This window comes from Mycobacterium sp. ACS4331, from assembly GCF_001667265.1.
GTDB lineage: Bacteria > Actinomycetota > Actinomycetes > Mycobacteriales > Mycobacteriaceae > Mycobacterium.
Genome location: NZ_LZHW01000031.1, coordinates 1 through 14,163 on the forward strand (window position 1 = coordinate 1; position 14,163 = coordinate 14,163).

Genomic DNA, 14,163 nt, shown 5'->3' on the forward strand with positions numbered 1-14,163 from the left:
CCCCCCCCCCCCCCCCCCACCCCCCCAAATCCCCTAATATGCCCCCCAAACCTGGGCTTTGCGGGGGCGGCTCGCGGGGAGAAAACTAAACCGGCAGCAGCCCGTCGATCACCGACGCCAACTGCCGAGCCGACCGGCATTCGTGCATGGTGATCGCGTCGGCGTACCGCGGAACCGCGGAGTCCCCGCTGCCCCACAAATGGCGCGGCTCCGGATTCAGCCAGTGCGCATGCCTGCTGGCGTTGACCATCCGGGTCAGCAGTTCCACCTCGGGATTGCGGTAGTTGTTGCGGCCGTCGCCGAGCACCAGCAGAGAGCTGCGCGGCGACAGCACATTCGGGTACTTCTGCAGGAACGACACGAATGCGTGCCCGTAGTCGCTGTGCCCGTCGCGGGTGTAGACCTCCGACTCCCGCGTGATGCGCTGCACCGCGACCGCCAGGTCGGCGTCGGGCCCGAACATGTGGGTGACCTCGTCGGTGGTGTCGATGAACGCGAACACCCGGACCCGCGAAAACTGTTGGCGCAGCGCACTGACCAGCAGCAGCGTGAAGTGGCTGAAACCGGCGACCGAACCGGACACGTCGCACAGCACCACGAGTTCGGGGCGCGCGGGCCGCGGTTTGGCCAGCACGACGTCAATGGGTACGCCACCGGTCGACATCGACTTGCGCAGCGTCTTGCGCAGGTCGATCTGACCGGCTCGGTGCCGGCGCCGCTTGGCGGCCAGCCGGGTCGCCAGGGTCCGCGCCAACGGCTGGACCGTCTTGCGCATCTGGCGCAGCTGCTCCCCGGAGGCCCGCAGGAACTCGACGTTCTCGCTCAGCTGCGGGATGCCGTACATCTGCACGTGATCGCGACCCAGCTGCTCGGCGGTGCGGCGCTTGGTCTCGGACTCGACCATCTTTCGGATCTGCGAAATCCGCTGCGCGGCAAGTGCCTTGGCGATCTCCTCCTGAGTCGGCGTGGGCGCGTCGCCATAGGGCGCCAACAGCCCGGCGAGCAGCTTGCCCTCGAGTTCGTCCAACGCCATGGACTTGAGCGCCTGATACGACGAGTACGACGGCCCGCGACTGGAGTTGTACTTGCCATACTGCTCGACGATCTGGGCGACCATGGCCGCCAGCCGCTGGTCCATGTTCGCCAGGTCTTCGTTCTCCGACAACAGGTCCAAGAGCATGGCCCGCATGGCCTCGACGTCCTCGGGCGGCAGACCCTGCGGTTCGCCGTCCGCCTCATCAGCGGAGGCATCATCTCCGAGGATGGTGCGGTCCCCCAGCGCGGCGGGCCACCACAGGTCGAACAGCGCGTCATAGGTTTCGCGGTGGTCGGACCGGCGCAGCACCGCGCACGCCAAGCCCTCCCGCAGCACTTCGCGGTTGGACAGGCCCAGTGCCGCCATCACCTGGCCGGCATCGACGGTCTCCGATGGCCCCACCGAGATGCCCTGGCCGCGCAGAGCTTCGACGAACTCGACGAGATGTCCCGGCAGGCCGTGCGGCGCGAGCGGCTGCGGGGGTCGGGTGCGTCGGGCGGCCATCAGTTGAGCCTCAGCTCCCCGCTCGCCTTGTTCTGGTCGGACTGGTGTTTGAGCACCACGCCGAGCGTCGCCGCGATGGTGGCGTCGTCGATGGTGTCCATGCCCAGGGCCAGGATCGTGCGCCCCCAGTCGATGGTCTCGGCCACCGACGGCAGCTTCTTGAGCTGCATTCCGCGCAGCACACCGATGATCCGGACGAGTTCCTCGGCCAGCTTCTCCGGCAGTTCCGGCACCCGAGACAGCAGGATCCGGCGCTCCAGGTCCGCATCGGGGAAATCGATGTGCAGGAACAGGCAGCGGCGCTTGAGCGCCTCCGAGAGTTCACGCGTGGCGTTGGACGTCAGCACCACGAAGGGTTTGCGTTCGGCCGTGATGGTGCCGAGTTCGGGCACGGTGACCGCGAAGTCCGACAGCACCTCCAGCAGCAGGCCCTCGATCTCGATGTCGGCCTTGTCGGTCTCGTCGATCAGCAGCACGGTGGGCTCGGTGCGCCGAATCGCGGTCAGCAGCGGGCGAGACAGCAGGAACTCCTCGCTGAACACGTCGGTCTTGGTCTGATCCCAGTCCCCAGAGCCGGATTGGATGCGCAGGATCTGCTTGGCGTGGTTCCACTCGTACAGCGCGCGGGCCTCGTCGACCCCCTCGTAGCACTGCAGGCGCACCAGCTCGGCTCCGGTGGTCTGCGCGACGGCGCGCGCCAGTTCGGTCTTGCCGACACCGGCGGGACCCTCGACCAGGAGCGGCTTACCCAACCGGTCGGCGAGGAACACCGCGGTGGCCGTGGCGGTGTCTGGCAGGTACCCGGTCTCCGTGAGCCTGCGGGCGACATCGTCGATGTCGGTGAACAGGGGCGCGGACTTCGCCGGGGTGGCTGGGTTCTCCAACGGAATTCCTTCTCTAGGCAGGCCGGGTGTGGCCGTCTCCCCAGACGATCCACTTGGTCGAGGTCAGTTCGGGCAGCCCCATCGGGCCGCGGGCGTGGAGCTTCTGGGTCGAGATGCCGATCTCCGCGCCGAACCCGAACTGTTCACCGTCGGTGAAGGAGGTCGCGGCGTTCACCATCACCGCGGCGGCATCGACCCGTTCGGTGAAGCGTTGCGCCGCAGCCAGATCGGTGGTGACGATGGCTTCGGTGTGGCCGGTGCCGTACTCGTTGACGTGGGCGATCGCGGCGTCGATTCCGTCGACCACGGCGACTGCGATGTCCATCGACAGGAATTCGGCCCGCAGTTCGTCCTCACTGGGATCGGTGTGCAGGGTCACGCCCGCGTCCACCAGTGCGGCGGTCAGGCGCGGCAACGCCGTGGGCGCGATACCCGCGTCCACCAACAGCGTCTCGGCGGCATTGCACACGCTGGGCCGCCGAGTCTTGGAGTTCAACAGAATCCGTTCGGCCACATCGAGATCCGCGGCGGAATGGACGTAGACGTGGCAGTTGCCGACGCCGGTCTCGATGGTGGGCACCGTGGCATCGCGCACCACGGCGTCGATCAGTCCCGCTCCGCCGCGCGGGATCACGACGTCGACCAGACCGCGGGCCTGGATCAGGTGCGTGACACTGGCGCGGTCGGCGCTGGGCAGCAGTTGAACGGTGTCGGCGGGTAGGCCCTCCGCGGTCACCGCGGCGCGCAGCACGGCCACCAGGGCCGCGTTCGAGTGGGCGGCCGACGAACTGCCGCGCAGCAGCACCGCGTTGCCCGACTTGAGGGTGAGCCCGAAGGCGTCCACCGTGACGTTGGGACGGCCTTCGTAGACGATGCCGACGACACCGAGGGGGACGCGCTGCTGCCGCAGTTGCAGGCCGTTGGGCAGGGTGCGGCCGCGCAGCACCTCGCCGATCGGATCGGGCAGTCCGGCCACCTGGCGAAGGCCGGCGGCGATGCCGTCGATGCGCTGTGGGTTGAGCGCCAACCGGTCCAGCATGGCTTCGGCGGTGCCGGCCGCGCGGGCGGCCTCGAGGTCCTTGGCGTTGGCTTCCAGAATGTCGTCGGCCGCGGCCAGGACGGCGTCGGCCGCGGCGTGCAGCGCACGGTCCTTGACGGTGGTGGTCAGGGTGGCCAACGTGCGCGCGGCGACCCGCGCGCGGCGGGCGGCGTCATGCACCTGCGCCCGGAGATCGGAGGCGGCATCCGGAAGCGTCGCTGCTTGCAGATTCATCATCGCAGCTTATCGGGTATGCGGCGGGTTAGCCTGGCCGGGTGGCTCGGGTATGCGTTGTCGGCAGCGTGAACTTCGACACGGTGTACGGGGTGCCGCGCCTGCCCCGGCCCGGTCAGACGGTGTTGGCGGTGACGACCACCGTCGGGCCCGGCGGCAAGGGAGCGAACCAGGCTGTGGCCGCGGCCCGCGCGGGCGCCGACGTGCACCTCGTGGCGGCCGTTGGCCAAGACGCCGCCGCACACATGCTGCGCGCCCACCTGGAGGCCAACGGGGTCGACCTCGAGGGGGTGGTGGAGCTTCCCGTGGCCAGCGGCGCCGCGGTCATCCTCGTCGAGCAGGACAGCGCCGAGAACGTCATCGTGGTGGCCCCCGGTGCCAACGCTCACCTGACGCTGGACTCCCAGCTCGTCCGCGACATCGTCGCCGACTGCGACGTGCTGCTGCTCCAGCTGGAGATACCGATCGACACCGCCCTGGCCGCGGCGCGCCAGGCCCGCCGCGCCGGCGCGGTCGTGATGCTCAACGCCTCCCCGCTCGGCACCGACACCGCGAGCCTGGCGGAGCTGGCGCGTGAGGTCGACGTCGTCGTGGTCAACGAGACCGAGGCCGCGCAGTGGGAGTGGGACGTCGCGCACCTGGTGACCACCCTGGGCGCGCGCGGTGCCGTCTACGCCGGCAACGACGGCGGGTTCGAGGTGTCCGCCCCCTCGGTGGAGGCCGTCGACACCAGCGGCGCCGGCGACGTGTTCGCCGGTGTGCTGGCCGCGGGCTGGACCGGCGACCGCCGGCATGCGCTGCGGCGGGCGTGCGCGGCGGGAGCGCTCGCGACCCTGGCGCCCGGCGCCGGCGAGTGCGCACCCACCGACGAGGCCATCGAGGACGTGCTCGCGCTGGGGCCGTAGAGCGTCGCTCTCCGGACCGAGTGCATCCGGACCTCAGATCGGACGGTGGCTCCGGCGATCGTCGGCCGCGGTCACCGCCGGCCCCGCACCGTCGTCATCGCCTCGGTCAGCGTCGCGACGATCGGGATGATCTCGTCCAGTTTGGTCAGCTGAAGGGGCCGACTGGTGCCCGGCCCGTCGGCGACCACCGCGAAGCGGTGCGTGCGTCCGAACGCCTCGTGCGCCGAGACCAGGATCGTCATGCCCACCGACCCGAGGAAGTCCACCTCGGACAGGTCGAGGACGAGTGCGGGCGGATCCTCCGAGAGCACCCCGTCGACCGCCTCCTGGAGGGCCGGCGCGGTCGCCAGATCGATGTCACCGCGGACGGACAGCACCGTGCAACCGTCGTGCTTCTCGGTGCGGATGACGATCGCGAGCGGTTCAGCCACAGATCATTCCTTCTCCTCGTCATTACCGTGGGTGGGCGTGCTGATGCCAAGGCGGTCGACCAGATGCAGAAAGGCCGCCGCGAAGTCGTTGTCGGCAGTCACACAACGGATCTCGTGCCAGTCGACCCGCTCGCGGACGGCCCGCACCGCGGGCAGCAGCGAGGCGAAGTCGCAGTAATGCTCACCAAGGGCGCGCAACTTCTGCGCGACCACCAGAGTCGGTGGCAGGACCGGTATCCGGATGGCCAGGACGTCCTGCTCGTGCGCCCTGTCGAGGTCGGTGTCGGTGACCGGTGCGCCGTTGATCCGATGCAGCACATCGACCACCACGTCAGCCAGGTGCGCCTTGAACAACCAGTCCTCGGGTGTGCGTTCGATCGTGAACCCGGCCTTGGCCAGAGTCGTGGCCGCCGACTCGGTGTCGGCCTCGGCGACGACGAAGTCCACATCGTGCACGGGTTCGGGTGCGCCGAACACCCACAGGGCGTAACTGCCGGCGAGGGCGAATCGCGGTCCGTGCTCCTTGAGCGCCGACGCGCCGGATTTCAGCGCAGCCCGCAGCAGGTCGTTACGCGGCGGCATGGGCGTCCCCAGAGTCAGGAGCGCCACCCGTGGGTAACTCAGGAGCATGCGAGTCGCAACGTTCAACATCCTGCACGGGCGCACGGTCGGCGACGGCGTGGTGCTCGATCGGCTGCGTGCCTGCATCCGTGAACTCGACCCCGACGTGCTGTCCCTCCAGGAGGTCGACTGCGATCAGGAGCGGTCCGGCAACGCGGATCTGACGGCGGTGGCCGCCGAGGCCATGGGCGCCGTCACGCACCGCTTCGTCGCGGCGATCTCCGGGACGCCCGGCGCGACCTGGATGGCGGCCACGGGAGACGAACAGCCCGGCACGGCCGCCTACGGCATCGCGCTGCTCTCGCGCTTCCCCGCCGAGCACTGGCAGGTGGTCCGGCTTCCGCGGATCCCGGCGCGTTTCCCGATGTACCTGCCCGGCCCCGGGCGCGTGATGATCGTCGACGAGGAGCCCCGGGCGGCGGTGATCGCGCAGTTGGCCACGCCGCTGGGCACGATGTCGGTGGCCAACACCCATCTGTCGTTCGTCCCCGGCTGGAATCGCCACCAACTGCGCGGCCTGGCACGCGATCTGCTGGCGATGCCGGGGCCGCGTCTGCTCACCGGGGATCTCAACCTGACCGTGCGCCCCGCGGCCCGCTGGTCGGGTCTGCGCCCCCTGGCCGTCGCGAAGACGTTTCCCAGTCCGAGGCCGGACCGCCAGCTCGACCATGTACTGACCGACGACCCGGCGCTGCGGGCCCGGCGCTGCGCCACCCCCGTGGCAGCCATCTCCGACCACCTGCCCCTGGTGGTCGACGTCGACAGAGGCTGATTCCGGTGCCCCGCCGCTGATCAGAGGGGTGATCATGGCGCCACCCTCCTGTCGGTGCAACGACGCGCAGAACTGTTCCCATCGCTGTACCCACTCCCACGGGGCGGAAAACGGAGGCGGCGGCTACTTCTGCGGGTCCTGCGGGATCTCCCGTTCGATCGCGTCGAGCCAGACCCGCGCGGACATGTCCGACGGTGCCCGCCAGTCTCCGCGCGGCGACAGCGCTCCCCCGGCCGACACCTTGGGCCCGTTGGGCAGTGCAGAACGTTTGAACTGGGAGAAGGAGTAGAACCTCTGGACGAACACCTGCAGCCAGCTCCGGATCTCGGTCAGCGAGTAGGACGGCCGCTTGTCCACGGGATAGCCCATCGGCCAGTGCCCCTGCTCGGCATCCCGCCAGGCGTGCCACGCCAGGAAGGCCACCTTCGCCGGGCCGAAGCCGTAGCGGAGCACCTGGAACAGCGAGAAGTCCTGCAGCACATAGGGTCCGACCTTGGCCTCGCTGCTCTGGATCTCCTCGTCCTCGCCGGTGGGCACCAGTTCGGGGGTGATCTCGGTGTCGAGCACCGACTGCAGCACCTGCCCGACGGCGTCCTCGAACTCGCCGCTGGAGATGACCCATCGGATCAGATGCTGGATCAACGTCTTCGGCACGCCGCCGTTGACGTTGTAGTGCGACATCTGGTCGCCGACGCCGTAGGTCGACCACCCGAGCGCCAGTTCGGAGAGATCACCGGTGCCCAGCACGATGCCACCGCGTTGATTGGCCAACCGGAACAGGTAGTCGGTGCGCAGACCGGCCTGCACGTTCTCGAACGTCACGTCGTAGACCTTCTCGCCGCGACCGAACGGGTGGCCCATCTCGGTGAGCATGAGCGACGCGGTGTCACGGATGTCGATCTCCTCGAACGTCACACCGAGCGCCTTGGACAACGCGATGGCGTTGCCCTTGGTCCGGTCGCCGGTGGCGAAGCCGGGCATCGTGAAGGCCAGAATGTCGCTGCGGGGCCGTCCCTCTCGGTCCATCGCTCGGGCCGCGACGATCAGGGCGTGGGTGGAGTCCAACCCTCCCGACACCCCGATCACGACCTTCGGGTACTTCAGCGCGCGCAACCGCTGCTCCAGGCCGGCGACCTGGATGTTGTAGGCCTCGTAGCAGTCCTGCTGCAGCCGGGTGGGATCCGACGGCACAAACGGGAACCGTTCGATCCGGCGGCGCAGTCCGATGTCGTCGTCGGGCGGATCGAGCCGGAACGGCACGCGCCGCGTCGCGGTGTCCTCGATGCCGTAGGTGCGGCGGTTGTCGTCGAATGTGCCCATCCGCAACCGCTCCGCGCGCAGCAGGGCGACGTCGACGTCGGCGACGCTGCGCAGTGGGCCCTTCGGGAAACGCTCGGATTCCGCGAGCAGGACGCCGTTCTCGTAGATCATCGTCTGGCCGTCCCAGGCCAGATCCGTACTCGACTCGCCCTCTCCGGCCGCGGCGTAGACGTAGGCCGCCAGGCACCGCGATGACGCCGACCGGGCCATCAGCTTGCGGTCCTCGGCCCGACCGACCGTGATGGGGCTGCCCGACAGGTTGGCCAGCACCGTCGCCCCCGCCAGTGCGGCCCGCGCACTCGGCGGCACCGGCACCCACATGTCCTCGCAGATCTCGACGTGCAGCACGAATTCGGGCACGTCGGCGCAGGCGAACAGCAGGTCGGGCCCGAACGGCGCCTCGAGGCCGGCGAAGCCGATGACGCCCCGCACGTCGTCCCCGGGGGCCATCTGCCTGCGCTCGTAGAACTCGCGGTAGGTCGGCAGGTACGACTTGGGCACCACACCCAGCACCGCGCCGCGGTGAATGACGACGGCGGTGTTGTAGACCCGGTTGCGCCAGCGCAGCGGTGCCCCCACGACGAGCACCGGCAGCAGGTCGGTCGAGGCCGCCACGATGTGAGACAGGGCCTCCTCGACCGCCTCCAGCAGGCTGTCCTGCAGCAGGATGTCGTCGATCGAATAACCGGTCAGCGTCAGTTCGGGGAACACCGCAAGGGCGACGGCGTCGTCATGGCATTCCAGTGCCGTCGCCAGCACCGCCTCGGCGTTGGCCGCCGGATCGGCGATCGTCGTGTGCAGCGTGCACGCGGCGACGCGGACGAAACCATGCCGGTATGCGGAATAGAAGCTCACTGGGCCATTGTGGCCCAACGCCGTAGGGTGGAGTCGATGCATGGCCCAGAAGCTCCTGAGTTGATCGCCGTCCTGTCAGGTAAGCGAATCGCGGTGCTCACCGGCGCGGGGCTGTCCACCGACTCGGGGATTCCGGACTACCGCGGCCCCGATTCGCCGCCGAGCAATCCGATGACGATCCAGCAGTTCACCTCCGACCCGCAGTTCCGCCAGCGCTACTGGGCGCGCAATCACGTCGGCTGGCGGCACATGGCCGCCTGTGCGCCCAATGCCGGGCACCGCGCTCTGGCGGCGCTGGAACACGCCGGGGTTGTCACCGGGGTGATCACCCAGAACGTCGACCTGCTGCACACCAAGGCCGGCAGTCGCAACGTGATCAATCTGCACGGCACCTACGACCGGGTGGTGTGCCTGTCGTGCCGGTTGCGCATGAGCAGGACCGCGCTGGCCGACGAACTCGAGGCTCTCAATCCCGGCTTCCTCGAACGCGCCGAAGCGGTGGGCGGCATCGCGGTGGCACCCGATGCTGACGCGGTGCTCGCGGACACGGCGACGTTCCGCCATCTCGACTGCCCGCGGTGCGGTGGGATGCTCAAGCCCGACATCGTCTACTTCGGCGAAAGCGTGGCCAAAGACGTTGTTCAGCAGGCCTATTCGCTGATTGAGCGGTCCGATGCGGTTCTGGTGGCGGGTTCGTCGCTGACGGTGTTCTCCGGCTACCGCTTCGCCCGGCACGCCGTGTCGCACGGACTGCCGGTGGCGATCGTCAACCGGGGCCCGACCCGCGGCGACGCCGACGCGACGGTCAAGGTCGACAGTGGGTGCTCGGAGATGCTGGCACTGCTGGCCGACGAGCTGAGGCCCGCGGCGCCGGCCTCACTCACCAGGTGACCGGCATGGACCGCACGCCGTGGATGAAATTGCCCGGCACATAAGCGGGTTCCCCAGCCTGCAGGTCCGGGATCTGCGCCAGCAGTTCCCCGAAGATGGCCCTCAGCTGGGCGCGTGCGACGTGTGCACCGAGGCAGAAGTGCCGCCCGCCACCGCCGAATCCCTGGTGCGGATTGGGGCTGCGGCTCAGGTCGAACTCCTGCGGCCGGTCGAAGACCTCGGCGTCTCGGTTGCTCGACGAGTAGAACATCACGACCTTCTCACCCGCGCGGATCTGCTGCCCGCCGAGTTCGCAGTCGACGGCGGCGGTGCGCCGGAAGGTCATGACGGGGGTGGCCCAGCGGATGAACTCCTCGACCGCCATGCCGATGCGGCCGTCGAAGTCCTCGAGCAGCCAGGCCCGCTGCTCGGGATGATCGGTCAGCGCCTTCATGGCATGGCTGGTGGTCTGGCGCGTGGTGTCGTTGCCGGCCACCGCGAGCAGGACGAAGAACGCGGCCACCTCGGGGTCGGTCAGGCGTGAACCCTCGACCTCGGCCTGCACCAGGGCGCTGAGCAGGTCGTCGCCCGGGTTGGTGCGGCGTTCGGCCGCGAGCGTCAGCGCCACCTGGTGCAGGTACATCTGGTTGGCGACCAGCACCTCGAGCGGGTTGCGGCCGTCGAGGTAGACCTCGTCGCTCCACGACACCAGCGCGTCGGCGGCCTCGGCGACCCTGTGGCGCTCCGACTCCGGGATGCCGACCATGTCCGACAGGGTCCGAATGGGCAACTCTTTGGCGCAGTGGTCGACGAAGTCGACACCACTGCCCGCGGCGCGCATCTCGGTGACGATTTCCTTGGCGTTGGCCTTGATCGACTCCTCGATGCGGCGCACCTGCCGGGGAGTGAACGCGGCATGCACCACCTTGCGGATCAGCGTGTGCCGGGGCGGGTCCATCGCCAGGAAGGACTGCGACGCCTCGAGCAGTTCCTCGGGGATGTTCTCGAACAGCACTCCCTGTCCCGACAGGAACACCTCGCTGTTGCGGCTCACCTCGGCGACGTCGGCGTGCCGGGTGACGGCCCAGTAGCCGCGGTCGGCGGGATCGGGCATCAGCGAGTCCTCGACGGGCGGATGCCAGCTGACCGGGCGCTGTTCGCGCAGTTCGGCGAACGCCCGTTCGCGATGATCGGCCGTGCGGGCCCAGAACGCCCTCGACGACAGGTCGATCGAGTCGTAGGTGCGATCCACGCCACTGGCCGGGGCGGCTGTGTTCGGAGTCACATCGGAGACGCTCATGGCCGAGACCGTACGACTAGACACTATGTCTAGTCAAGGTGCTCGCGTATCGACTACTCTGCTGCCATGCCGTCGGTGACCAGAAAGCCGCAGGCCAACCGCAAGGAACGCCGCCAGCAGATCGAACGTCGACTGCTTGAGGCGACCGATCGACTGATGGCCGACGGGTCGAGTTTCACCGAATTGAGCGTGGATCGACTCGCCACTGAGGCTGGGATCTCGCGCGCCAGCTTCTACATCTACTTCGAGGACAAGGGGCACCTGCTCCGTCGCCTCGCGATCCAGGTCTTCGCCGATCTCACCGCGGCCGCCCAGACGTGGTGGTCGGTGGCCGATCGCCACGACTACGCCGATGCGCACGCCGGCATCACCAAGATCATCGCGGCCTACCGCGCCCATCAACCCGTGCTCGTCGCGCTCAACGAGATGGCGCCCTACGACGCGGACGTCCGCGGGACCTATCGCGAACTGCTCGACGGTGTGGCCGAGGGGGTGACCGCGGTGATCGAGGGCGGACAGGCCGCGGGCACCATCCGTCCCGAACTGCCCGCCGCCACCACGGCCGCGGCCCTGACCTGGATGGTGGAACGCTCCTGCCAGCAGAACCTGCCGCAGAACCCGCGCAGGTATGACGCCGAACTCGCCGACGTGCTGACCGAGATCATCTGGGGCGCACTGTATCTGAAACCCGCACCGGCGCGTTGAGCTCCCAGGCGGGGGCCGCCGCCCCACACTGCGGTCTCAGCGGTTGACCTAGAGGGCCACCAGATCGTCGGCGTGGACCGCGGGCCTGCGCAGTTCGACGGGCAGATCGGAGGTTGACCGACCGATCATGGTCGACAACTCGGCGGCGTCATAGGCCGCCACGCCGCGGGCCACCACCGTCGAGTCGGCGCCGCGGAGTTCGACGACGTCGCCACCGTGGAAGTGGCCGCTCACCGCGGTGATCCCGGCCGGAAGCAGCGAGCGACGCTGTTTGAGGACGGCTCGCACGGCACCGTCGTCGAGGGTCAGGGCACCGGAGCTCTCGGCCGCGTAGCGGACCCAGAACCGGCGGGCCGACATCCGTTCGGCACGCGGGGCGAACACCGTGCCCACCGATGCGTCCGCCAGCGCCGCGGCCGCGTCCGAGGCGGCGGCCAGCAGCACCGGCACGCCGGCGTCGGCGGCCAGCAGAGCCGACGACAGCTTCGACACCATGCCGCCGGTGCCGAGGCTGCTGCCCCGTCCGGCGGTGACATCGGCGAGGTCGTCGGGACCGGCGACTTCCGGGATGAAGCGTGCGGGCTTGTCCGCCGTGGCCTTGCGGGGATCGCCGTCATACAGGCCGTCGATGTCACTCAGCAGAATCAGGGCGTCCGCCCCGACCAGATGCGCGACCAGCGCCGAGAGGCGGTCGTTGTCGCCGAACCGAATCTCGTTGGTCGCGACGGTGTCGTTCTCGTTGACGATCGCCACCGCATGCAACGCGCGCAACCGGTCCAGCGTGCGCTGGGCATTGTTGTGCTGCACGCGCATCGAGATGTCGTGCGCCGTCAACAGAACCTGCCCGACGGTGCGCCCGTAATGGCCGAACGCCGCACTCCACGAGTTCACCAGTGCGACCTGGCCGACACTGGCGGCGGCCTGTTTGGTGGCGAGGTCAGCCGGCCGCTTGGTCAGCCCCAGCGGCTCAATGCCCGCGGCTATCGCACCCGAGGACACGATGACCACATCGGATCCCGCCCTCATCCGCGCCTCGATGGCGTCGGCGAGGTACTGCAGCCTGGAGGTGTCGAACACCCCGCTGGGGGTGGTCAGTGCCGTCGTGCCGATCTTCACCACCACAGACCGCGCGGTCCTGATGGCCTCGCGATGCGTGCTCACTGCTCTGAGTCGTCCTCGTCGGACTGCCGGCGCTGCTTGCGCGCGATCTTGCGTTCCGCGGCCCCGACGCGGTCGCTGCGGTCGAGACGGATGTCCGTGCCGCGACCGGTCATCGTGACGTCGACGCCCGCCGGGGTCTGCGGCTCCCAGTCGAAGGTCATGTCGCCGATCGTCACCGCGCACCCTGGGGTGGCACCGAGCTTCAACAGTTTCTCCTCGACGCCCAGGCGTGCCAACCGGTCACCCAGATAGCCCACGGCCTCGTCGTTGTCGAAGTTGGTCTGGGCGATCCACCGTTCGGGCCGCGTGCCACGCACGATGAAACCGCCGTGGCCGTCGGTCTCGACCGAGAAGCTGGTCTCGTCCACCGGGATCGGCCGGATGACGGGGCGGCGAGGCGTCAGCACCGGCTGGGCCGCCCGGTAGGCCGAAACCATGTCCCACAGACCGAAGATCAACGGCCGCAATCCTTCTCGGCTCACTGTCGACACCTCGAAGACCGGCCAGCCCCGTTCGGCGACATCGGCGCGGACGAATTCGGCCAACTCCCTGGCGTCGGGTATGTCGATCTTGTTCAGCACCACCGCGCGCGGCCGGTCGGCCAGGTCGCCCAGCGTCGAATCACCCTGCAGGGTGGGTTGATAGGCGGCCAACTCAGCCTCGAGGGCATCGATGTCGGAGATCGGGTCACGCCCGGGTTCCAGGGTGGCGCAGTCGATGACGTGCACCAGCACGGCGCACCGCTCGATGTGCCGGAGGAAGTCCAGACCCAGCCCACGGCCCTCGGAGGCGCCCGGGATCAGGCCGGGGACGTCGGCCACGGTGAACGTGTGCTCCCCCGCCGACACCACACCCAGATTGGGCACCAGTGTCGTGAAGGGGTAGTCGGCCACCTTCGGCTTGGCCGCCGAGATTGCCGACACCAACGAGGACTTGCCGGCCGACGGGAACCCCACCAGACCGACGTCGGCCACGGTCTTGAGTTCGAGCGTCAGGTCCCGTTCTTCGCCCTTCTCACCGAGCAGGGCGAAACCGGGGGCCTTGCGGGCCCGTGACGCCAAGGCGGCGTTGCCGAGTCCGCCGCGACCTCCCGCGGCGGCCTCGAAGCGGGTGCCCGCGCCGACCAGATCGGCCAGCAGGCGGCCCTGCTCATCGAGGACGACGGTGCCGTCGGGCACCTTCACCTCGAGATCGGCTCCTGCTGCACCGTCGCGGTTGCTGCCCGCGCCCTGCTTACCGGAGGGCGCGACGACGTGCGGGTGGAAGTGGAAATCCAGCAGCGTGTGGACCTGCGGGTCGACGACGAGCACGATGCTGCCGCCCCGGCCGCCGTTACCGCCGTCGGGGCCGCCGAGCGGCTTGAACTTCTCGCGGTGCACCGAGGCGCAGCCGTTGCCGCCCGAACCCGCTCGCGCGTGGATCACGACACGATCGACAAAGCGGGGCATGGGATGGTCCTTTCACCTCGATTGTGAAGCTACTGCGAGAGATCGCCGAATACTCCGAGATCCCGCAGCGGGCTTCAC

At 69.1% G+C, this 14,163-nt stretch carries 13 protein-coding genes; 4 read left to right on the top strand and 9 right to left on the bottom strand.

What is annotated here, in order from left to right:
• Positions 1 to 85: 85 nt before the first annotated feature.
• From A5727_RS08130 to A5727_RS08140, 3 genes are read right to left on the bottom strand one after another with little or no spacing between them, the layout of a single operon-like run.
• Entirely contained in the window at positions 86 to 1,540 is a 1,455-nt protein-coding gene (locus A5727_RS08130) for a vWA domain-containing protein (protein ID WP_068247386.1), read from the bottom strand.
• Positions 1,540 to 2,424 (bottom strand): AAA family ATPase, encoded by an 885-nt coding sequence (locus tag A5727_RS08135; RefSeq protein ID WP_157521279.1) that lies wholly within the window; start codon positions 2,422 to 2,424, stop codon positions 1,540 to 1,542. Before A5727_RS08135 ends, A5727_RS08130 begins: the two co-directional genes overlap by 1 nt.
• Positions 2,425 to 2,437: 13 nt before the next feature.
• Positions 2,438 to 3,697 carry a glutamate-5-semialdehyde dehydrogenase gene (locus tag A5727_RS08140; protein ID WP_068247840.1) on the bottom strand — a complete coding sequence of 420 codons (1,260 nt, stop codon included), beginning with the start codon at positions 3,695 to 3,697 and terminating at the stop codon, positions 2,438 to 2,440.
• A gap of 41 nt (positions 3,698 to 3,738) precedes the next feature.
• Here A5727_RS08140 and A5727_RS08145 point away from each other — a divergent pair, with 41 nt between their 5' ends.
• Positions 3,739 to 4,602 (top strand): ribokinase, encoded by an 864-nt coding sequence (locus A5727_RS08145; protein ID WP_068247392.1) that lies wholly within the window; start codon positions 3,739 to 3,741, stop codon positions 4,600 to 4,602.
• 71 nt (positions 4,603 to 4,673) lie between these two features.
• On the opposite strand, the gene A5727_RS08150 is transcribed toward A5727_RS08145, so the two are convergent.
• A complete protein-coding gene (locus A5727_RS08150; protein ID WP_068247394.1) occupies positions 4,674 to 5,033 on the bottom strand; it encodes an STAS domain-containing protein in 360 nt (119 codons plus the stop codon).
• Positions 5,034 to 5,036: 3 nt separating this feature from the next.
• Positions 5,037 to 5,615, bottom strand: coding sequence for a hypothetical protein (locus A5727_RS08155; RefSeq protein ID WP_068247842.1), 579 nt, complete (start codon positions 5,613 to 5,615; stop codon positions 5,037 to 5,039).
• 46 nt (positions 5,616 to 5,661) lie between these two features.
• On the opposite strand from A5727_RS08155, the gene A5727_RS08160 reads away from it, so the two are divergent.
• Positions 5,662 to 6,426 carry an endonuclease/exonuclease/phosphatase family protein gene (locus A5727_RS08160; protein WP_068247399.1) on the top strand — a complete coding sequence of 255 codons (765 nt, stop codon included), beginning with the start codon at positions 5,662 to 5,664 and terminating at the stop codon, positions 6,424 to 6,426.
• 123 nt (positions 6,427 to 6,549) lie between these two features.
• Here the strand turns inward: A5727_RS08160 and A5727_RS08165 are convergent, their stop codons facing one another.
• A complete protein-coding gene (locus tag A5727_RS08165) occupies positions 6,550 to 8,601 on the bottom strand; it encodes an NAD(+) synthase (protein WP_068247402.1) in 2,052 nt (683 codons plus the stop codon).
• 36 nt (positions 8,602 to 8,637) lie between these two features.
• Here A5727_RS08165 and A5727_RS08170 point away from each other — a divergent pair, with 36 nt between their 5' ends.
• The gene (locus A5727_RS08170; protein ID WP_068247846.1) at positions 8,638 to 9,492 is read left to right on the top strand and encodes a Sir2 family NAD-dependent protein deacetylase; all 855 of its coding nucleotides are present in this window, start codon (positions 8,638 to 8,640) and stop codon (positions 9,490 to 9,492) included.
• Here A5727_RS08170 and A5727_RS08175 read toward each other — a convergent pair.
• The gene (locus A5727_RS08175) at positions 9,482 to 10,771 is read right to left on the bottom strand and encodes a cytochrome P450 (protein WP_068247405.1); all 1,290 of its coding nucleotides are present in this window, start codon (positions 10,769 to 10,771) and stop codon (positions 9,482 to 9,484) included. The genes A5727_RS08170 and A5727_RS08175 overlap by 11 nt on opposite strands.
• Before the next feature lie 66 nt (positions 10,772 to 10,837).
• On the opposite strand from A5727_RS08175, the gene A5727_RS08180 reads away from it, so the two are divergent.
• A complete protein-coding gene (locus tag A5727_RS08180; protein ID WP_068247407.1) occupies positions 10,838 to 11,476 on the top strand; it encodes a TetR/AcrR family transcriptional regulator in 639 nt (212 codons plus the stop codon).
• A 48-nt stretch (positions 11,477 to 11,524) separates the two neighbouring features.
• Here A5727_RS08180 and proB read toward each other — a convergent pair whose 3' ends face one another.
• Positions 11,525 to 12,637 (bottom strand): glutamate 5-kinase, encoded by a 1,113-nt coding sequence (gene proB, locus A5727_RS08185; RefSeq protein WP_068247410.1) that lies wholly within the window; start codon positions 12,635 to 12,637, stop codon positions 11,525 to 11,527.
• Complete coding sequence (gene obgE / locus A5727_RS08190) at positions 12,634 to 14,085, bottom strand: GTPase ObgE (protein WP_068247417.1); 1,452 nt, start codon at positions 14,083 to 14,085, stop codon at positions 12,634 to 12,636. Before obgE ends, proB begins: the two co-directional genes overlap by 4 nt.
• Positions 14,086 to 14,163 lie beyond the last annotated feature (78 nt).